At 46.5% G+C, this 19,213-nt stretch carries 15 protein-coding genes; 10 read left to right on the forward strand and 5 right to left on the reverse strand.

The genetic code is table 11. The features are described 5' to 3' along the window. Positions 1-87 precede the first annotated feature (87 nt). A complete protein-coding gene (gene pulA, locus RH45_RS01130; protein ID WP_008072798.1) occupies positions 88-4,446 on the reverse strand; it encodes a pullulanase-type alpha-1,6-glucosidase in 4,359 nt (1,452 codons plus the stop codon). A gap of 674 nt (positions 4,447-5,120) precedes the next feature. Here pulA and RH45_RS01135 point away from each other — a divergent pair. Both RH45_RS01135 and RH45_RS01140 read left to right on the forward strand, forming a co-directional pair. Further along, positions 5,121-6,161, forward strand: coding sequence for a porin (locus RH45_RS01135; protein WP_008072800.1), 1,041 nt, complete (start codon positions 5,121-5,123; stop codon positions 6,159-6,161). A 205-nt stretch (positions 6,162-6,366) separates the two neighbouring features. After that, positions 6,367-6,981 (forward strand): fumarylacetoacetate hydrolase family protein, encoded by a 615-nt coding sequence (locus RH45_RS01140; RefSeq protein WP_008072801.1) that lies wholly within the window; start codon positions 6,367-6,369, stop codon positions 6,979-6,981. 180 nt (positions 6,982-7,161) lie between these two features. Here the strand turns inward: RH45_RS01140 and RH45_RS01145 are convergent, their stop codons facing one another. From RH45_RS01145 to RH45_RS01155, 3 genes are all read right to left on the reverse strand, one after another. Continuing rightward, on the reverse strand, positions 7,162-7,470 hold the full coding sequence (locus RH45_RS01145; RefSeq protein ID WP_008072803.1) for an AzlD domain-containing protein: 309 nt from the start codon (positions 7,468-7,470) through the stop codon (positions 7,162-7,164). Further along, entirely contained in the window at positions 7,470-8,186 is a 717-nt protein-coding gene (locus RH45_RS01150; protein WP_008072805.1) for an AzlC family ABC transporter permease, read from the reverse strand. The genes RH45_RS01145 and RH45_RS01150 overlap by 1 nt, the downstream gene beginning before the upstream one ends. A gap of 78 nt (positions 8,187-8,264) precedes the next feature. Then, positions 8,265-9,092, reverse strand: a complete 828-nt coding sequence (locus RH45_RS01155; protein WP_008072807.1) for an AraC family transcriptional regulator — start codon at positions 9,090-9,092, stop codon at positions 8,265-8,267. A 209-nt stretch (positions 9,093-9,301) separates the two neighbouring features. On the opposite strand from RH45_RS01155, the gene RH45_RS01160 reads away from it, so the two are divergent. The 6 genes from RH45_RS01160 (at position 9,302) to RH45_RS01185 (ending at position 14,281) form a co-directional block, all read left to right on the forward strand. Further along, positions 9,302-9,934 (forward strand): LysE family translocator, encoded by a 633-nt coding sequence (locus tag RH45_RS01160; protein ID WP_008072808.1) that lies wholly within the window; start codon positions 9,302-9,304, stop codon positions 9,932-9,934. A gap of 64 nt (positions 9,935-9,998) precedes the next feature. Continuing rightward, positions 9,999-10,418, forward strand: a complete 420-nt coding sequence (locus RH45_RS01165) for a GNAT family N-acetyltransferase (RefSeq protein ID WP_008072809.1) — start codon at positions 9,999-10,001, stop codon at positions 10,416-10,418. A 71-nt stretch (positions 10,419-10,489) separates the two neighbouring features. After that, positions 10,490-10,870 (forward strand): hypothetical protein, encoded by a 381-nt coding sequence (locus RH45_RS01170; RefSeq protein WP_008072810.1) that lies wholly within the window; start codon positions 10,490-10,492, stop codon positions 10,868-10,870. A 92-nt stretch (positions 10,871-10,962) separates the two neighbouring features. Continuing rightward, positions 10,963-13,062 (forward strand): protein-disulfide reductase DsbD family protein, encoded by a 2,100-nt coding sequence (locus tag RH45_RS01175; RefSeq protein WP_008072811.1) that lies wholly within the window; start codon positions 10,963-10,965, stop codon positions 13,060-13,062. Beyond that, positions 13,062-13,562, forward strand: coding sequence for a protein disulfide oxidoreductase (locus RH45_RS01180; protein ID WP_008072812.1), 501 nt, complete (start codon positions 13,062-13,064; stop codon positions 13,560-13,562). The genes RH45_RS01175 and RH45_RS01180 overlap by 1 nt, the downstream gene beginning before the upstream one ends. 11 nt (positions 13,563-13,573) lie before the next feature. After that, positions 13,574-14,281 carry a DsbA family protein gene (locus tag RH45_RS01185; protein ID WP_008072813.1) on the forward strand — a complete coding sequence of 236 codons (708 nt, stop codon included), beginning with the start codon at positions 13,574-13,576 and terminating at the stop codon, positions 14,279-14,281. Between the two features lie 73 nt (positions 14,282-14,354). On the opposite strand, the gene RH45_RS01190 is transcribed toward RH45_RS01185, so the two are convergent. After that, a complete protein-coding gene (locus tag RH45_RS01190) occupies positions 14,355-16,058 on the reverse strand; it encodes a phospho-sugar mutase (RefSeq protein WP_008072814.1) in 1,704 nt (567 codons plus the stop codon). Positions 16,059-16,411: 353 nt separating this feature from the next. On the opposite strand from RH45_RS01190, the gene coxB reads away from it, so the two are divergent. After that, positions 16,412-17,557, forward strand: coding sequence for a cytochrome c oxidase subunit II (gene coxB, locus RH45_RS01195; protein ID WP_174263519.1), 1,146 nt, complete (start codon positions 16,412-16,414; stop codon positions 17,555-17,557). After that, positions 17,554-19,206 carry a cytochrome c oxidase subunit I gene (gene ctaD, locus RH45_RS01200; RefSeq protein ID WP_008072816.1) on the forward strand — a complete coding sequence of 551 codons (1,653 nt, stop codon included), beginning with the start codon at positions 17,554-17,556 and terminating at the stop codon, positions 19,204-19,206. The genes coxB and ctaD overlap by 4 nt, the downstream gene beginning before the upstream one ends. Positions 19,207-19,213: the final 7 nt, after the last annotated feature.

Consider the following 19,213-nt stretch of genomic DNA (forward strand, 5'->3'; position numbering starts at 1 on the left):
AAGTAGTTTTTGTGAGGTGAATGCGTAGGACGAGGATAAAAAAGGGAAGCCGAAGCTTCCCTTTAACTGTTACCTCAACAGACAAGGTTATTTCTTAGCTACAGTAACCTCTTTGGACAAGATGTTAAATGTGACTGTGTAAACCGCTGTCTCTTCTGGAGTAAAGCTGATGTTGCCTTCCCCCGTCAAAGGTAATGAATCTTCAGCGGTTACCACATTCGCAGCGCCATGCTCGCACTCACCCCACGCTCCGCACGTAAACTTGAACTCATAAGCTTCATTTGCGGTTAGCTCCGGCGTTTCGAAGCTCACGTTGTGGTTTTCGCCAGCCAACATTTTTTGCGCATCGCTATGATCCCAGCCACCGGAGATCGAGCCTGGAATGTACCAGGTTTTACCCACGTAACTTTCAACCAGTTTGGAATCAAGAACGACGGGATTGTCAGAGTCTGAGGCATCAAGCGTCAGTTCATACATACCCAATTCAGAGAAGTCGACGCTGCAGTTTTCATTGCTGTCTTTGCCACAGCCCCACGTTGTATCCCAGTTACCTGCGGTAAATTTATACTCGGCGGATTCAGCTAAACCAACTTTGGCTTTGTAAAGCCCTTCATTGGCGTATTCGGCTGTCGTGCTATGATCCCAACCATTGAATGCACCTGCAACACGGACAACTTTCAACGGCGGTAAGTCAGAGGCTTTTTCACTGACTGGAAGACCTAGTCCGCGAGCGTTGCCACGAGGTTGAACAAAGACTGCCACAGACCATGCAGGTACCGTGAACTTGCCATCGCTAAAGCTGGCACCGTTAGCGATACCATCTTGTCGATGACCCAGCTCGAAGCCAGACAGGCTGATCTCTTTACCTTGATGATCAACAAAACCGTAGATGCTTTGTTCTGCTGGATTCGCGTTGATGATCACCACCATGGCATCCAGGTTTTCATCCAGATCGGTCGCTTGAGTTGAGCCGTTGTCGATGGTCATCACAATCAAACCAGGCGTTTGATGCTTACCAGTATTACGAAAATCAACTCGATTGATGATTTCTTGTGCGCTCGGCAAGGTCATCAGTTCTGTTGCCTTACGCAGCTGTAGCATCTCTTTGTAGTTTTCAAACATGGTATCAATGTCTGAAGATGACGGTTGAGAATTTACATCTTGTACGGCGCGAGTGATTTGATCGTAGTTGCTTAGATCTTTGTCTTTTGTTGGCAGGCCTTTGTTCCAGTTGTTTGAATCACGAGTGAAGTCAACCACGTTGTACCAGTCACCATAGTCGTAAGAATCTCGCTGCATGGATTTTGAGCGTAGTAGTTCTCCACCCATGTGGTTGAACGGGATTGCTTGACCTAGTAACACAGTCGCGATACCCACCGTCTGCATTTTAACTCGTACTTCTGGGCTGGCATCTTCAGCCACCTTGTACATGTTGTTATCCCAGAACGTTTGGTTATCGTGCTTAGATATGTAGTTTTGAATTTCCCAAGGTTGTTCAGCGTAACCTGCATTCTGACCGTTATAGTCAACGTTCTCGCCAAGAAGTGTTGAGCCTTTAGCGTCAATTAGCTTGAACTTCTTAAGGTTACCAGCCATTCCTAAGCGGGTGAGATCCGCTTGTTCTAATGCTCGAGCTAACTCAGCATCAGCGACCGTGCCATCCTCTTTGGCGTTTAACTCGTTTGGTAATACTGCTGCACCTGTCGCAAAGCCTTGGGTTTTGCGTATCGCGTCACCACTATCAAATGGTGTACCGCCACGTACGGCATCACGCAATCTATCTGAGAAGGAGCCGATGCCAGTACCACCTAAGTTTGGTTGGGTTGCTTGAATGAATCGTTTGTTGTTTTCAACTTCACCGAAGTTCCAACCTTCACCATAGAAATAGACTTCAGGGTTCGCTTCACGTGCGGTTGTCAACGTGCCTTGAATTTGTGCAAGAGGGTGGTGGCCCATCAAATCCCAGCGGAACGCATCGATCTTGTAAGCTTCGACCCAAGTTTTAACTGAGTCGTCGATCAACTTAGCAAACATCGCATGTTCTGGAGCGGTGTTCTCACAGCAGGTCGAGGTTTCAACATTACCCGTATCAGGCACTAAGCGGTGATAATAGAGAGGGACCACTTTATCAAGCACAGATTTTTCGTTGAGGCCTGACGCATTGGTGTGGTTATACACAACATCGACCACGACGTTCATGCCGATATCTTGTTTTACCGATTGAACCATTTGACGGAACTCAAGGATACGTTGGCTACCTTCGGCGTCTGTCGCGTATGAACCCTCAGGAACCGTGTAGTGATAAGGATCGTAGCCCCAGTTGTAGCTATCAACTGAACGCACGTAATCATTCAAGTCTTGAACGATTGGATTGTCTTTGCTGTCATTAGGCAGAATAGTTTCGAACACTTCGGCAATAGTGTCAGAACCCGCACAGTAACCGCTAAAGTTAGCATCGTCTTTCACCGCCTGGTTAAGTTCGCAAAGCTTACTAAAAGGTTGGTCGATGTTGGCGACTTGCTCTGGATCTTCATTGATTGTCGCAATATCGAATACTGGCATGAGATGAAGGTGGGTCATGCCTGCGTCGCTCAGTTCCTTAAGGTGGTTAACTGGAACGGAGCCGTCTTCGGTAAAGGCTAAGTATTTACCACGGTTATCCGATGACGTGCTTTGGTCGAGTGCCGAAAAATCACGTACATGGGATTCATAGATGACCATGTCAGATAAGCTGCCATCACTTTCAACCTGAGAGTGAGGTGCGGTGAGCGCGTCCCAGCCAGATGGTTTTAGATCATCAGAGTCTAAATCGATTGCCTGACTGTAAGTCGAATTCATCGACAAGCTGACAGAGTAAGGGTCGGTCACTTCGTACTGGGTGGATTCTTGACTGCGAGGCTGGAAGACTGTCATCGCGTAACGATAGTATTTGCCATCTACTGCGTCTTTTTCCAGTTCAACGCTCCAGCTACCAGACTCGGTATCCTCGACTAATGGGTGTTTACCAGCGAGTGATTTATCTGCGTTGTAAACCACTAACTCAACGTTTTGAGCGGTTGGTGCCCACAAACGGAATGTCACGCCATTGTCACCATATACCGCACCATAATCCAGTTGCGTGGCTTCCTCAGCAAAAATTGCGTCTAGGGCGCCTGCATATTGAACCGCTGTCGATGAGCGCAGTTCGCCGTAGTTTTCGCCTTCAATGTTGTTCGAGGCTAAGGCAATTAAGCTGGATTTCAGTAGTTCGTTTAACGCGATGTTTGGAATCTCAAATGCAGGGTAGCCTGCCAGATGAGGGAACTTCGCGACTTGGGCTTTGCTCAGGTTGGTTGCTTTCAATTTAATGGATGAACCGCTCACAACACCATTATCGTCAACCTTGTAATTACCATCATCTGAGAACATCAACTGGACAAGATCAGCATTGGCGGCGGCATTCCAAACCAAAGTTTGGTCATCAAGTAGTATTGCGCCAACAGTGTCGATACTGAATTCGCTTGATGGCCCATCTTGTGAGAAGGCTTCGATACGACTCGCGTAAGAGCGAGTTTTTCCTGGCATGTATGTGACGGCCGGATTGGTTTCTCGATCAGAAATATTGACCTTTAAATCGGCATTGATCGCTTTGTCTTTGTTGCCGTTACGAATGATAACGTTGAAACATTGGCTGGCATCATCCGTGATAGGCACGTACCACACTGGGCCAAATTCATCCGCTGCATCAGGTGTGACTGAGGTATCTTCCCAGTTTTTGTTAAAGCCAGCAGGGTTACCGGCGTTACAGTCAGCATTGTTCCATAGGTGCAGGTTGTAATTACCGTAGCCGTTTAAATCCGCGCCATCCTCTTTGTAGTCACCCAATGGATCGTAAAACTGAATCGCGAAATGGCCGTCAGGTGTGTTGGCAAGTTCGGTTGGCTCAGACACTTTTTTCAGTTTTACATCAGTACCTGTTTGGTCTATCCCTATGCTGGTTAAATAAGCATCATTACGGCTGCCTTCGATCACTTTACCCGATTGAGTGATACCCAAGCTTTCACCCTGTGAGGCATCGAGTGATACCGATACAACTTGCTGGTCGTCTTTGGATATTGCACAACTGCCTAATGTACTGGCCTTAGGCAGAACCCAATATGGGCCGAATTCATCCGAACCGTTGGCAGCATAGCTATCTTCACCACAGGCTAAGCTCCAACCATTACTTACTGAAAGCGCGCGTGTGCTATTCGTGCTGGTGGAGATGTAGCTAATCAGGATCTCATCGTCAGCGACTGCCGGTTCAGTCGGCATGTTGGTTGGAGATACAAGGATCTTATCTTCTTTGGTGTCGGTCGCAGGCGTGGTTGAACTGCTGCTATCGTTATCATTACATGCCACTAGCATGCTCACCGATAAGAGCGGTATGACCGCTTTGGCTAAAGGAGACAGCTTAAAAGTTTTCATTATTTTTTGTTTCCATACGTAGGTTATTGGATAAAAAAAATCATAGAGTTAGCTAGGGTCAGCACGCTGTGAGTTGAATAAGTAAAGTTAATTTTGCTGAATAAATAATCGGCTGCTTATATGAGAATCACATTGCGTAGGGTGAAAATTGCCGTGCCACGAGGTGCAGGTCACATTGGTATGGGATCTGGATGAGGGAGGAGGGATGAGCCCAAATAGCGCTGAGGAGGAGGAGAATTTTTGTTCTCAGCCCTAAGTTTGTGACATCACACCAGCTCAAGTGGAATGATATTTTGAACAACTAAAAATCTTTATCACTTTACTCTGCTATGTAGCTGTTTCTATCTGTTGTCCTTTGTATTTGCTCTGCTTACCATTTTCGGTATTGATACAATTCATTTTTATGTTTTTATAAAAGTTCCCCATTAATATTGAAAAACGTGACATTGATCGATTTTTAGTTGAGCTGTGAACATCCGAGTTAAACCAACTAATTTTCAGATAGTTACATCTCTTCCCTTATTTTTCCTGCTCTGGATTGGCTGTAGAGTTGATTAATAGACAAATAGTTGCACTAGATAAGTCATTAATTCGTACTACGGTATAAGTGTTCGTGATGTTTTGGCCGTCAGGCCTTATCGGACAAGGTGTTATCCCTTATACGGACATGAATTATGAAAATGAAATTACTCGCCGCAGCAATCGCGGCAACAGCATGTGGTACATCAGCTTTCGCAGCCGAAATATACAATGGAGAGGGGTCGACGATCTCTCTTGGGGGCTATGTTGATGTAGGTATCGGTGAATATGACTCCAGTGAGGAGATCGAAGTTCACTCAGTCTCACCTAGAATCAATATTGCAGGCACACAAGAGTTGCCAAACGATATTACAGTTGATGCGAAAGGCGAATGGCAACTTAATTATCTCGACGGTGGGGAAGAGTCCTTTACCACTCGTCTAGGTTATATTGGCGTCACGCATGATCAAATGGGGCGATTGGTGGTTGGTACTCAGTGGACGCCTTACTACGACGTCGCTGGTGTGGCCGATTTGCCTATCGCTTTTGCTAACAATTTCCTCTATGACGATCACAACAATCTAGGTACTGCCCGTGGTAAAGACATGGTCAGTTACCGCAAAGCATTTGATATTCCTGATCTTGGTACCTTCAATCTGGGTCTAGGCTGGCAAGGTAAACACTCGGATGCGACAGAAGAGCCATCCAAAGGCGACGGCGTGGTCACGGTCACGCGTTCGACCAAAGAGTATGAGTCTCGTGGACAAATCGCGCTTCAGGCTGACGTGTATGGTTTTGGCCTAGGTTACACCTACACAGGTGGTGATGTGACAGGCACCAGTAAAGTCGATGCTCATTCGCATGCGATTTCATTTAAATCGGGAAGTTATGGTGATGGTTTATATTCCGCCGTGGTCTACGCCATGAATGAAAATATGAATGGACCAGAAGAGAGTGACCAATTTGAAATTTTACTTGCCTATAGCTTAGGCAATGGGGTGAATTTGAGTGTCAACTATGAAGCGGAGATTGATAGCAAAAACGAACTGACGCAATTTAGTCAAAGTGCGTTGCAAGCCGAATACAACTTTTCACCAAACCTTGTTGGCTTCGCCGGTTATCAGTTCGATCTCGGCAATGATCTCGATCTGGATGAAGAGGACTTCTGGACATTTGGTGCCCGCTATTTCCTATAACTATGAGTAACCAACAACCACTGTCTCAACACACTTTTGTGTTAGCGCCTGCTCTTATTTGAGTAGGCGTTTTTCTACGTTGCTAAGTTAATGTTTATTGTATAAATATTGGGCATTGGATCCGATTTTCAGGCTATGGCAGGTTTCAACAACTAAGGCTTCGATTAAAATGCCTCTCCCAAACAAATCATTCAAGGAAGAGGATATGTATTCAGTTAAGCTTGGCGAAGAGCTCATTCATCCATCGAAAGTATTGTGTATTGGCCGCAACTACTTGGAGCATATTCATGAACTTAACAATGCAATTCCCGATGATATGGTGGTGTTCAATAAACCCGCGACAGCGATAAGCTCTGTACTAAAAGCTTTTCAACAAGAACGCATACACTATGAAGCAGAAATTTGTTTCTTGGTTAAAGAGGGGAAATATCAGGCCGTCGGACTTGGACTCGATTTGACTAAGCGTGGATTACAAAGCCAGCTTAAGGAGAAAGGCTTACCTTGGGAACGTGCCAAAGCTTTCGATGGCTCAGCCTTGTTTAGCCGCTTTATTCCTGTCGCAGGCCTCGACATGAATAGCCTTGAACTCGAACTGTTCATCAACTGTGTGCGGGTGCAAAAAGGCGATGTGTCGCAGATGATGTATTCTCCGCAAATGATTTTGAACGAGTTAAAAAGCTATACCACCTTATGTGATGGTGACATCGTGATGACAGGTACGCCAAAGGGTGTTGGAGAAGTGCATGCAGGCGATGTGTTTCTTGCGCGATTAAAATGCGCAGAAGCGAGCTTGATAGAAATTGAATGGGTTGCTGAGTAGTCAGCCCTTTACATTACCCTAAGGGCAGCGTTTAACCTCTGATGGTGAAAGTCATCAGAGGTTATTTATTATGGGATGTTGTAATCAGTCGCCAAACGGTGGCAGCACTCAGCTCGGAATACTGGTTAAGTCGATTTGCGTTGCTGCGGTTTGTCTTTTATTGTTAGCTTGGCTGTTTGGCTAGACAAGCTTTAGCACTAAAAAAATCACCATACTCACAATGGTGGTGAGCAGTACATTACCTGTTTTCCAAGCGATCAATGCGGCAATCACGGCAGCGACTAAATAGGGATTCTCTGGGGTAACCCAAAGCTCTTTTTCGGGCATAAACACGATCGGTGCCCAAATCGCAGTTAAAACCGCGGGACTTGAGTAGCTTAATAATCTTTGCGCTTGCGGGTTTAACCTTAAAGGAAGTTTAGGCTCTAAAAACAGGTAGCGGCTTACAAAGACCAAGACAGTCATAGCAAGAATGGATAGTATCACCATTATTGAGCTCCTTTCATTGTTTCCGCCAAGTATCCAGCAAGCATGCCGCCGATACTCGCAATCATGAGCCCGGACTCAATCCCCAGATAGTGGCATAAGACAGACAATAACAGTGACACCACCACGGCGAGCAACACAGGTGAGCTCTTTACATTGGGAACGACGATAGCAATAAAGGTCGCCGCTACCGCAAACTCAAGTCCTAATTCGTTCATTGCTGGGATATAGCTGCCAGCAACGATGCCAATCAGAGTGGCGAAGTTCCAACACAGATAAAAGCTTAGGCCAGCGCCTAGGGCATACCATCGATTGAACTGCTTTTCAGATTGTTGGCCGCAGATCGCGAACAGTTCATCTGTGAGTAAAAAACCCAATGCGACACGCCATTTGAGAGGGAGCGGACTGATTTTACTGCGCATAGAAACGCTATAGAGCAGATGACGTGAGGTAATAAAAAAGGTGGCGAGCAACATGGTAGTCAAGCTTGCCCCCGCTTTGAGCATACCGGTGGCGACTAGCTGTGCTGAACCGGCGAACAAAATGGCGGATAGGGCTTGGCTTTCCCAAACATTTAGGCCCGCTTCTATGGCGAAGGAGCCGGCTAAAAGCCCCCAAGGAATGACAGCAATACTTAGTGGTACCATCGCAAGTGTCCCTTGGAGAAAAAGTTGCCCTTTGCTGGGCTGATCGATTGAAGTCAAACTAATACTACTCATTGCTGTATCTAATAAATGAAAGGTCACACTATTAAGGCATGCATAAAGAAAACAAACTTGTACGTTCTTGCTCTATATTCAACTGCCGTCAACAAACTGTTTTGGTGTGACGCCAAGGGCACGTTTGAAATGTCTATGCAGATGGCTTTGGTCGTGAAACCCACACTCTTGTGCGACATCAGAAATCTTAATTCCTTGCCGTAACAGTTGCTTAGCGACTCTGAGCTTAGCTTGTATCTGGTAGGCGTGCGGTGGTAAGCCGAACTCTTTTTGAAAACTACGGGCCAAGTAGTACGGGCTCAATCCAGCGAGCTTAGAGAGATCTTCTAAGCTGACATCAGCCTGAGGAAAGTCATCGAGAAACTCTTTGACGAGCTTGAGTTGGCGCTGACTTTTGCTTTTAGGTTCCCACTGCGCTCTGCTTTTACTGTGTTTGCTGGCTAGTTTTACTAACGTGCCGTAGACCAATGTCTCGCGCAGTAGGCGATTGTCTGATTGAGCTAGCGTATCAAACACTAAGCGCAGTTGCTGAGCAAGCTCAGGATCATAAACCACCGGCTCAGGAAAATATGGCACAGAGTTCGCCGCGTTCAAGCCCTCTGTCATTTGAGCGAACTGTGCAGGAAGAGGGTACATGGCTTTGTATTCCCAGCCACCTTCGGTCGCCGTTTGACCATTGTGTACTTCGTCAGCATTCACCAAGATGATGCTGTCTTGCGGTGCAATGTGATTGCCGCCTGTGCGGTAGAATCGTTGTGCCCCTTTTTCAATCACACCAATGGTATAGCCTTCATGACTATGGCGAGAGAAGTTCTGGTTGGTGTACTTAGCGTCGAGTAGCTCTAAACCGCCTAACTCATTGGCGAGTTGGAAAGTAGCCGTCTCTTTGCCGTTACGCAGTGTCATCGATTGTCCTTATTGATACCTCTGCAATCAGTCTAGCCTAACTGGCTATTGAATTTTTGTACAAAATTGCTTTTTTTGTTTTAAGACTCTTATAACCATTGATCGAATGATAGGCTGGTTTAATCGCTGTAAGTTATAATTTTATTATGGATCGGTGTTATTGGTTGGTATAAAATCCTGCGCATCGCGGTTTTTATAATACGAACAAAATGATTGATATTTCTGTTTTGCCTGTCTATTTGACGGCTGTGGTTGCTCTATTACTACTCCCAGGTCCCGATATGTTGCTTATTGCAAGCTCTAGTATGAGTTATGGTCGCCGAGTTGGCGTGTTTGCCAGCCTAGGAAACGCAACATCAGGAATCATTCTTACTTTCTTAGCCGCTTTAGGTGTCTCAGCGCTTATTGCCATGAGTCCATTTGCCCTTAAAGCTCTGCATCTACTCGGTGGTGCTTATCTGCTAAAAATGGGCTGGGATTGTTTGCGTGCAAGCGCGGCGGACGCACCGGAGTTATCTGGTGAGCGAACTGTGGCCACCACCTTCTATCAGCGCGCATTGGTTAGTAATTTGCTTAATCCAAAGGCACTGGTCTTCTTTGTTATGTTTTTGCCGCAGTTTGTTTCTAGCAATATTACCGCGACCTCTGGTGAGCAGATGCTTGCTTTAGGGCTGCTGCTGAACGTTTTAGGTTTAGCATTCAACCTACTTTTGGTCGCGCTGGTCGGAACGCTGGGCAAACCACTGTTAGAAAACGCGAAATTTCGCACCTATCAACATAAGTTTATGGGGGCGATCTTTGTGATTCTAGCGATTTGGATGTTAAGCTCGTTTGTAGGCTAACCCAAATTTGCAGTTGTTAAGGTCAGCGTTTGCTGGCCTTTTTGCTTTATAGAGGAAGGAATCGATGCGCGTTAACTTTTTACTCAATCCACCTAAAGATCTTAAAGACCGGATTTACAATGGCTTAAAGGCGTTTAACTTACAGCATTTTCCGGATGAAGATATTCAGTCTTTAGCGTGTATTGCAGAAGATGATGAAGGGCACTTTCTTGGCGGTCTGACGGGGGAAATCTTTACCAATACTTTGTTTGTTGAGTTTTTATGGCTTGATGAAGAAAACCGCAGTGCGGGAACGGGTCGTAAGCTAATGCAAGCAATAGAGCAGGAAGCCAAAGCGAGAGGGGTAACGGATCTTTATTTAGATACGTACAGTTTTCAGGCACCTGGTTTTTACGCTAAGTTAGGTTTTAAGGAAGTGGGTCGTTACACTGGCTTTCCGACAAAAGGCATTGATAAGATCTTCTTACAAAAGAAAGTGCTATAACTCTTACTTACCGCTAACACTTAACCAGCGCGCTCTAGCATAATAGCGCGTTGGATGACTAAGATGCACATATGATGAAAACAGCCAAGCAATCACAATCTGCAAAGCTTACCCTGCTACTCGTTGGTTGGGTGTTCGTGGTGTGTCTGCTGCAAAACTCGGCATTGTTCAACGTATGTTCATTTAAACATTCAGCGTTAGATAAAGGCACTGCTGAGGCTTGGGTGATGAGCGGGGAGAGTACGCAAGACCTTAGCGAACCTTGCGATCTGACCGAGAAACTACTGGCGAGTGGTCAGTTGAGCCTCGACCATATTATGGTGTTTAGCTTTCTCATCGTTCTTGCCATTGTTACTTGGTTAATCCAAACTCGGCCAGCATTTTCTGCGTTTACGGAGCCCATCCTACCGAAAGGTAGAGTTCACCTACGGATATGTGTATTTCGAGAGTAACGAGTACTTTGTTGACATAACGTCTTATAAACAAAGTCACTTGTTATTACGTCACATCTAGCCAGTTTAGGTGTGAGCAGCATGGAATACACATGAATACACGACACAGAACCACTTTCATGAGCGCGGTACTTAGTATCGTCGCTTTTATCTACCTATTGTTCGCCGCACCAGTTTATGCGGCGGTAGATACAGGTTGGTTAACCAACCCTCAGCACCCGCCGGTCAAAACTCGTTTTGTTCTAACGGGTCAAACCGATCCTCAACGTAAACTTGTCGAAGGGTTTCTCGAAGTTGATCTTAGCGGCGATTGGAAAACCTATTGGCGAAGTCCTGGTGAAGGAGGCGTAGCTCCGAGCATCGATTGGCAGCAATCAGAAAATCTCGTTCAAGCGGATTGGCATTGGCCCTATCCGCAGCAATTTGAGTTACTAGGAATTCACACTTTGGGCTATAAAGGTGACACGCTTATCCCGATAACGCTTCAAGTCGAGGACTGGAGCCAACCGGTTAATATCGATGCCACCTTGACTCTGTCTTCTTGTACGACAATTTGCGTTCTGACTGATTATCCGATTCAGTTTACTTTTACGCCGTCGCAGTTGGAAGTTAGCGAGTCCGCGGTTTACCAGCATGCCAAAGCGATCAGCCTAGTACCTAAAGAATCACCATTAATCGTTTTAACTCAAGCTATCTGGGATCAAGAAAATAAGCTCCTAGAGCTAACGCTAGAAAATGTTCAAGGTTGGTCAAAACCCGAGTTTATCGTTGATGGTAAATCGGCGCAAAGCCAAGAGTACAGTTACAAACACCAGCACACGCGCGTGGAAGGCACAACGGCCTATGCCACCTTTGAAGTGTCCAGTTGGCTGGGAGATATCGACCTTGTTCAACAACAGCTATTTGTATCCATAAAAGATGACAACTTGTTAGCGCAGCAGACTGTTCCTGTATCAGTCGGTTTGGTTGAAGCTTCTTCAAACTCGTTGTTAACTATGGTTGGCTTTGCTCTATTGGGTGGACTGATCCTGAATATCATGCCGTGTGTATTGCCTGTTCTAGGCATGAAATTGAGTGGGGTTCTGCTCGCTCAGGGGACTGAACGACGTCAGATTCGTTGGCAATTTCTTGCTTCTTCGGCAGGTATTTTAGCGTCTTTCTGGTTGATTGCAGGTCTGCTATTGGGGTTAAAACTCACGGGCAATGCCATTGGTTGGGGCATTCAATTTCAAACACCTTGGTTTATCGGCTTTATGGTGTTGGTTACCGTGTTGTTTGGTGCCAATATGCTCGGATTGTTCTCTATCCGACTGTCTGTGAATACCAACACATGGCTGGCGAGCAAAGGCGATAATTCTTACCTAGGGCATTTCACCCAAGGCATGTTTGCGACCTTACTTGCAACGCCTTGCTCAGCCCCTTTCTTGGGCACTGCAGTCGCTTTTGCATTGGCGACGGGAAACCTAGAAATGTTCGCCATTTTTACCGCGCTTGCGTTCGGTATGGCAACGCCTTGGTTGCTGGTTGCCACCTTTCCTGGACTCGCTTCTTTACTGCCCAAACCGGGTGCTTGGATGAACAGAGTCAAAATACTGTTTGGCTTGATGATGCTGGTAACCAGTATCTGGTTGCTGTCTCTTCTGAGTAATCACATTCCACTATTCTGGGTATTACTGGTGGCGATCCTAGTACTGGTCGGGCTATTAAAAGGGACAAAGCGAGCATACGGAGATAAGGCGATGGCGATTGCTGGCGCTGCGACGTTAGTCCTGACCGCGGGATCTTTCTTGGTTGCGAGTGTGACGACTGAACACTGGGCAACGCCGTTACCACAAGATCTTGCGTGGAAGCCGCTTTCAAACAATCTGATAGAGAAATCGGTCAGTGAAGGAAAAGTGGTGTTTGTTAATGTCACGGCGGATTGGTGTGTCACTTGTAAGGCAAACAAGATTGGGGTGATTCTCCAAGACCCAGTTTACAGTGCGCTGCAGAGTGACAATGTGGTTAACGTTCAAGGTGATTGGACCCACCCTGACGGTGCCGTTACCGATTACTTACGAGCTCACGGCCGTTATGGTGTCCCTTTTAACATTGTTTACGGCCCTCATGTGCCGCAAGGTATTCCACTGCCCGTTATTTTAACGGAAGAAGTGGTGCTGAAAGCGCTCGACATTGCTGACGGGGAGGCGTGATGAAAAAGCGTTTAATCCGGTTTGTGAAAGAGTTGCTTATCTATGTTTTGATAGCCATCACCATCGCGCTGCTGGTTGATTGGTATCGCACCAAAGATATCCCTAAGCAAGTTGCGCCAGAGCTATACGGCCAAACGCTATCGGGTGACCAAATCGATGTGATAGAACTTAGCCATCAGCAGCCCGTTGTAGTCTATTTTTGGGCTACTTGGTGTCCTGCGTGCAAATTTGTCAGCCCAAGTGTCGATTGGTTGAGCCAGTACTATCCGGTGGTAACGGTGGCGGGTGCATCCGGCCCCAATGAACGTGTCACCGCATTTATGCAACACAGTGATTATCAATTTGACACCATCAATGATCCGAAGAGCGCGCTCTTTCAGCAATGGTCTATTCAAGTGACACCGACCATTGCCATCATCCGTGATGGTCAAGTTGCCAGTATTACAACCGGGATAACCACGCCTCCCGGCCTTTTAGCCCGAGTATGGCTAAACCAATAGGAATTGAATGTATGTTTAACAAGTTATTTATGTTGATGATGGTTAGTGCTGTCGTCTTTGCTCCTGCTACCTACGCACAAACTCAGCAGCAAAAAATTGAAGAGATTAAAGTGATGTTGGAAGCCAACCCTGAAGTGGTGGATACCCTGCATCAGAGCTTGTCTGCTTATATTGAACAGCAGCGAGAGTTTGGCAAGTTACTTGAATCGAGCCAGTCTTACATTAAAGATCCGAGTCATTCGTTTATCGGTTCAGAAACGCCTGAGCTCACTGTGATCAATGTGACAGATTATAGCTGTCCTTTTTGTAAAAAGTTGGAAGGTGAGTTAGCCAAGTTAGTAGAGGCGTTTCCGCAGATTAAAGTGGTCAACTTGTATGTACCACTCAAGGAAGGGAATACCGATCTCAACTCGGCAGCTTATGCGCTCAATGTATGGCAGAACGATCGTGAAAAATACGCTCAAGTACACGATTTGTTGGTTAAAAAGCCCGGCTCACATAACCCGATGTCATTAACAATGGTGGCCAAAAAAACGGGTACGGAATCTTGGCTTAATAGTAACGAGCAGATACATCAGCACCTAGAAAAGAACTACCAATTGTTTGAAGGTTTTGGTTTAAGGGGAACACCTGCACTCATCATCGATAGCGAAGTGATTCCTGGCTATGTGCCTTTTGAGCAACTTGAGAAAGTGATTGAAGAAAAGCTGGCGAAGTAATTCGCATCAGTTTGTATTTAATCACTAAAAAAAGCCTCCAGATGGAGGCTTTTTTCGTCATAGTGGCGTTACTTTAGATTGTGTGCTGGTGCTCTGCAATCAACATATCCATCGCCAGTTCGGCTTTTTCGTAAGCTTGTTCGAAGGAGTCTTGCTCATCAAACGCTTCCACCACTTCGTAGTAGCACTTGAGCTTAGGCTCTGTCCCTGACGGACGAACAATCACGCGCGCGCCACCAGACAGATGATAAATAAGCACATCGCTTGCTGGTAGATCAATGTTCTCTACGCGGCCATCAGCGAACGTTCTTGTCAACGCCTTTAAATCTTCGAGAACTTCTACCTTTCTTCCCGCGATTTGGACAGGTTGCGCCGCTCGTAGTTTATCTCCAACAGGGGGAGCTTTAGGGTCGAGTGCGGTACTGTGTTGCACATTCACCACCATACCGTGTTGACGATAGATGGCTTCAAGTTGGTCCCAAACCGTCTTGCCTTGTGCTTTGAGCTCTGCGGTAAGTTGAGCGAAAGCTACGATTGCTGACAAGCCATCTTTATCCCAAACTTTGTTTCCTACCGTGTAACCAAGCGCCTCTTCGTAAGCGAACAAGAATTGCTTCGCGTCGCTTTGTTTTTGCATAGCAATGTTGGTTAGCCATTTGAAGCCAGTCAGCGTCTGATAATATTCAGCGCCAAATGACTGGGCAATTTTCTTCAGTAGCGTTGAAGAGACAATGGTGTTGCCGACCAATTGGCCTGACGCGTCAGTGCGGCTAAGCAAGTAGTGACCAAACAGCGTGCCTACTTGGTCGCCAGATAACATTTGGAACTCGCCATTTGGCTGACGTGCGGCGACGGCAAATCGGTCTGCATCAGGGTCATTGGCACAGGCGATGTCGGCATTATTTTCTTTTGCCAGTGCAACAACCATATCCATAGCGCCTGCTTCTTCAGGGTTAGGGAAGTTCACGGTTGGGAAGGTACCGTCTGGTTCACGTTGCTCTTTTACACTGTAAACTTGGGTGAAGCCAGCATCGGCAAGTAGGGTTTCAGCCATATTCGCACCAACACCATGCATTGCGGTGTACGCGATACCGACCTGTTCTGGTTGATTGTGGTTAGCCAGAAGAGGGTTGTTGTTCATTGTCTGACGGTAAGTCTGGTAATAATCATCGTTAAGCCAGATGAGCAAGTCATGCTTCTCGGCGTCGTCAAGATTCATCAGAGGGATTGGTTTTTCAGCAGCAATATCGATTTGCTCAGCAATTCCTGAATCATGAGGAGGAATGATTTGTGCGCCGTTCTCCCAGTAGACCTTAAAGCCATTGTATTCTGGTGGGTTGTGGCTTGCCGTAACGACCACGGCTGCCGCAGCGTTGAAATGGCGAACCCCAAACGCAACGATCGGCGTCGCTGCAACATCATGAGTCAGGTAAACTTTGATCCCCAAAGATGTCAGAACTGACGCGGTGTCATGAGCGAACTGTTTTGAATCTGGACGACCATCATAGCCGACCACGACGCCACGGCTAGCCGCGCCGCTGATTTGCTCAATAAGATAATGGCCAAGGCCAGTTGCCGTCTCTTGAATTACAAGACGATTCATTCGGTTAGGTCCACAGCCCACTTTGCCACGCAGGCCTGCGGTACCAAATTCTAAACGTTGACTAAAACGGTCTTCTAACTCGTCATATTGTTTTTCATCAATTAGGTGTTGAAGCTCTTCGCGTGTGCGAGGATCTGGATCTTTTTCTAACCAATGAGTCACTTGTTCCATCATAGTTTACTTACCTTTTTTAATCGTTATCCCAAGTGTATGACATTTGGGAGATTATGACTGATAACGATTATCATTTGCGAGAGCGCAATCGCTAAACTACGCTCATTCCTTTTAAATAGCACTAGCACTTTCTTGCACAATCGAAAAACGCCAACTAGTTTTTATTAACATAAATATAACAAATTACATCAATTTTGCTGTTTACACGGAATTTTCAAAGCCTAAAGACTCGCTTGGACTTTTTTGTTAATCAATCCGAGTGAGGTCTCAAAGCGGCCATCGAGGGGTGGTAAAGGCAGAGGAGAGGTCTTTTGAAAGCAATACAGGACACAGTGTGGCGTTCGACCAAAGGGATGTTTGTTGGCCTAGCGACCTCCTGTTATCTCACCGCAAGTGTCTCTGCGGAAGAAAGCAACTACAACATGACCAAGGGTGTGACGAACATCAGTGGTCAAGTTTACGATTTGCACATGCTGATTTTTTACATCTGCTGCGCTATTGCTGTGGTTGTATTTGGAGCCATGTTCTATTCCATGTACCACCACAGAAAGTCCAAGGGTGCTGTTGCAGCTAATTTCCATGAGAGCACCAAAGTTGAAGTTATTTGGACTGTCATCCCTATTATCATTCTGGTTTTAATGGCGATTCCGGCGACTAAGACTCTCGTTGCCATGGAAGACACGTCTCAATCTGACCTGACTATCAAGATCACTGGCTCGCAGTGGAAATGGCATTACAGCTATTTCGGAGAAGATGTCGAGTTTTTTAGTTTGCTCGCGACCAGTCAAAAAGCGATAGATGGTATCGAAGAAAAGGGCGCCAATTATCTTCTTGAAGTGGATAACCCGCTGGTCCTGCCAATCAATCGAAAAGTCCGTTTTTTGATGACCTCTGATGATGTTATTCATTCTTGGTGGGTGCCCGCTTTTGCGGTGAAGAAAGACACCATTCCCGGATTTATCAACGAAGCGTGGACCAAGATCGATGAGCCAGGGGTTTACCGAGGTCAGTGTGCGGAGTTGTGTGGCCGGGCTCACGGCTTTATGCCAGTTGTCGTTCATGCGATGGAAGAAGAAAAATACGATCAATGGCTGCTCGACAAAAAAGCCGAGTTAGCCAGAGCGCAACAAGAAGCAGCCGCCTCTTTAACGGCAACACTTTCGAAGCAAGAGTTAATTGAAATCGGAACTCAAGTGTATGTTGAACGATGTGCTGTTTGCCACCAAGCAAATGGTGCGGGTATCCCAGGTGCTTTCCCTGCCATTACAGGAAGTAAGATCGCGACAGGTGATATTAATGTTCACATAGATACCATCGTCAATGGTCGTCCGGGTACCGCTATGCAGGCGTTTGCAAATCAATTAACTGACAAAGAAATCGCCGCTGTCGTCACTTACCAGCGTAACGGACTAGGCAATGATACTGGTGAGCTCGTTCAAGCTGCCGATGTGAATGCCTTTAAGTCAGCGCAATCTGGAACATCGGAGGAGGGACAATGAAAACGTCCAAACCTGATTCAGCAGAGCATGTGAAGTCTGCACCCGCTACAGACGCAGAGATCAGCCGAGCAAACAGTGCCATCGCGATTGATGAACATGAGCATCATGATGCGCCGAAAGGAATCACTCGCTGGTTGTATTCTACCAACCATAAAGACATCGGGACGCTTTACTTGTGGTTCAGTTTTATTATGTTCCTGACGGGTGGGGCGATGGCGATGGTGATTCGCGCCGAACTGTTTCAACCTGGCCTACAGTTGGTTGAGCCGCAGTTTTTTAACCAGATGACCACTGTCCACGGCTTAGTCATGGTGTTTGGTGCTGTGATGCCCGCGTTTACCGGCCTTGCCAATTGGATGATCCCAATGATGATTGGCGCACCCGATATGGCGCTACCAAGAATGAACAACTTGAGTTTTTGGATTCTACCGTTTGCGTTCCTTATTCTGATTGGGTCACTGTTTACCGAAGGGGGCGGGCCTGACTTCGGGTGGACCTTTTACGCGCCGCTTTCAACTACATACGGACCTGACAGTACCGCGTTGTTTGTGTTCTCGGTGCATATCATGGGGATCAGCTCAATTATGGGGGCGATTAATGTCATCGTCACCATCGTTAACATGCGCGCGCCAGGTATGACGTGGTTCAAAATGCCAATGTTCGTTTGGACTTGGCTTATCACAGCATTCTTGTTGATCGCGGTGATGCCCGTGTTGGCTGGGGCTGTGACCATGGTCTTGACTGATAAATACTTCGGCACATCTTTCTTTGATGCGGCTGGAGGTGGCGATCCGGTTATGTTCCAACACATATTCTGGTTCTTTGGCCATCCCGAAGTGTACATCATGATATTACCGTCGTTCGGCATCGTTTCTGCCATTATTCCAGCATTCAGTGGCAAAAAGCTGTTTGGTTACCATTCGATGGTGTATGCGACATGCAGTATTGCCTTGCTGTCGTTTCTTGTTTGGGCGCATCACATGTTTACCACCGGCATGCCCGTATTCGCCGAACTCTTCTTTATGTATTGCACCATGCTCATCGCGGTTCCTACTGGGGTTAAAGTGTTTAACTGGGTTGCGACCATGTGGCGCGGGGCAATGACGTTTGAGACTCCAATGCTGTTTGCAATCGCCTTTATCATTTTATTTACCATAGGCGGGTTCTCTGGCTTAATGTTGGCGATTGTCCCTGCCGATTTCCAATACCATGACACTTACTTTGTTGTAGCACATTTCCACTATGTGCTTGTCTCTGGAGCGGTGTTCTCGATTATGGCTGCCGCATACTATTGGCTGCCTAAGTGGACCGGCAATATGTATGACCATAAGCTCAGCTTGTGGCACTTCTGGTGCTCAGTGATTTCGGTAAATGTGCTGTTCTTCCCAATGCATTTTCTTGGGTTGGCGGGTATGCCTCGGCGTATTCCTGACTATGCAATCCAGTTTGCTGACGTCAATCAAATTGTCTCGATTGGTGGTTTTGCCTTTGGATTATCGCAGTTGATCTTCCTTTGGTTGGTGATTAAGTGCATCCGCGGTGGTGAAAAAGCGACATCTCAAGTTTGGGAACGAGCAGAAGGGCTTGAATGGACAGTACCGAGCCCAGCACCACACCATACCTTTTCTACGCCACCCAAAGTTGATTAGGGGGGGA

The sequence above is a fragment of the Vibrio sinaloensis DSM 21326 genome, from assembly GCF_000189275.1.
GTDB classification, from domain to species: domain Bacteria; phylum Pseudomonadota; class Gammaproteobacteria; order Enterobacterales; family Vibrionaceae; genus Vibrio; species Vibrio sinaloensis.

Bases quoted from the DNA above. Each gene is read 5' to 3' on its own strand.
- pulA (WP_008072798.1), bottom strand. From the start codon at position 4,446: ATGAAAACTTTTAAGCTGTCTCCTTTAGCCAAAGCGGTCATACCGCTC.
- RH45_RS01135 (WP_008072800.1), top strand. From the start codon at position 5,121: ATGAAAATGAAATTACTCGCCGCAGCAATCGCGGCAACAGCATGTGGT.
- RH45_RS01140 (WP_008072801.1), top strand. From the start codon at position 6,367: ATGTATTCAGTTAAGCTTGGCGAAGAGCTCATTCATCCATCGAAAGTA.
- RH45_RS01145 (WP_008072803.1), bottom strand. From the start codon at position 7,470: ATGGTGATACTATCCATTCTTGCTATGACTGTCTTGGTCTTTGTAAGC.
- RH45_RS01150 (WP_008072805.1), bottom strand. From the start codon at position 8,186: ATGAGTAGTATTAGTTTGACTTCAATCGATCAGCCCAGCAAAGGGCAA.
- RH45_RS01155 (WP_008072807.1), bottom strand. From the start codon at position 9,092: ATGACACTGCGTAACGGCAAAGAGACGGCTACTTTCCAACTCGCCAAT.
- RH45_RS01160 (WP_008072808.1), top strand. From the start codon at position 9,302: ATGATTGATATTTCTGTTTTGCCTGTCTATTTGACGGCTGTGGTTGCT.
- RH45_RS01165 (WP_008072809.1), top strand. From the start codon at position 9,999: ATGCGCGTTAACTTTTTACTCAATCCACCTAAAGATCTTAAAGACCGG.
- RH45_RS01170 (WP_008072810.1), top strand. From the start codon at position 10,490: ATGATGAAAACAGCCAAGCAATCACAATCTGCAAAGCTTACCCTGCTA.
- RH45_RS01175 (WP_008072811.1), top strand. From the start codon at position 10,963: ATGAATACACGACACAGAACCACTTTCATGAGCGCGGTACTTAGTATC.
- RH45_RS01180 (WP_008072812.1), top strand. From the start codon at position 13,062: ATGAAAAAGCGTTTAATCCGGTTTGTGAAAGAGTTGCTTATCTATGTT.
- RH45_RS01185 (WP_008072813.1), top strand. From the start codon at position 13,574: ATGTTTAACAAGTTATTTATGTTGATGATGGTTAGTGCTGTCGTCTTT.
- RH45_RS01190 (WP_008072814.1), bottom strand. From the start codon at position 16,058: ATGATGGAACAAGTGACTCATTGGTTAGAAAAAGATCCAGATCCTCGC.
- coxB (WP_174263519.1), top strand. From the start codon at position 16,412: ATGTTTGTTGGCCTAGCGACCTCCTGTTATCTCACCGCAAGTGTCTCT.
- ctaD (WP_008072816.1), top strand. From the start codon at position 17,554: ATGAAAACGTCCAAACCTGATTCAGCAGAGCATGTGAAGTCTGCACCC.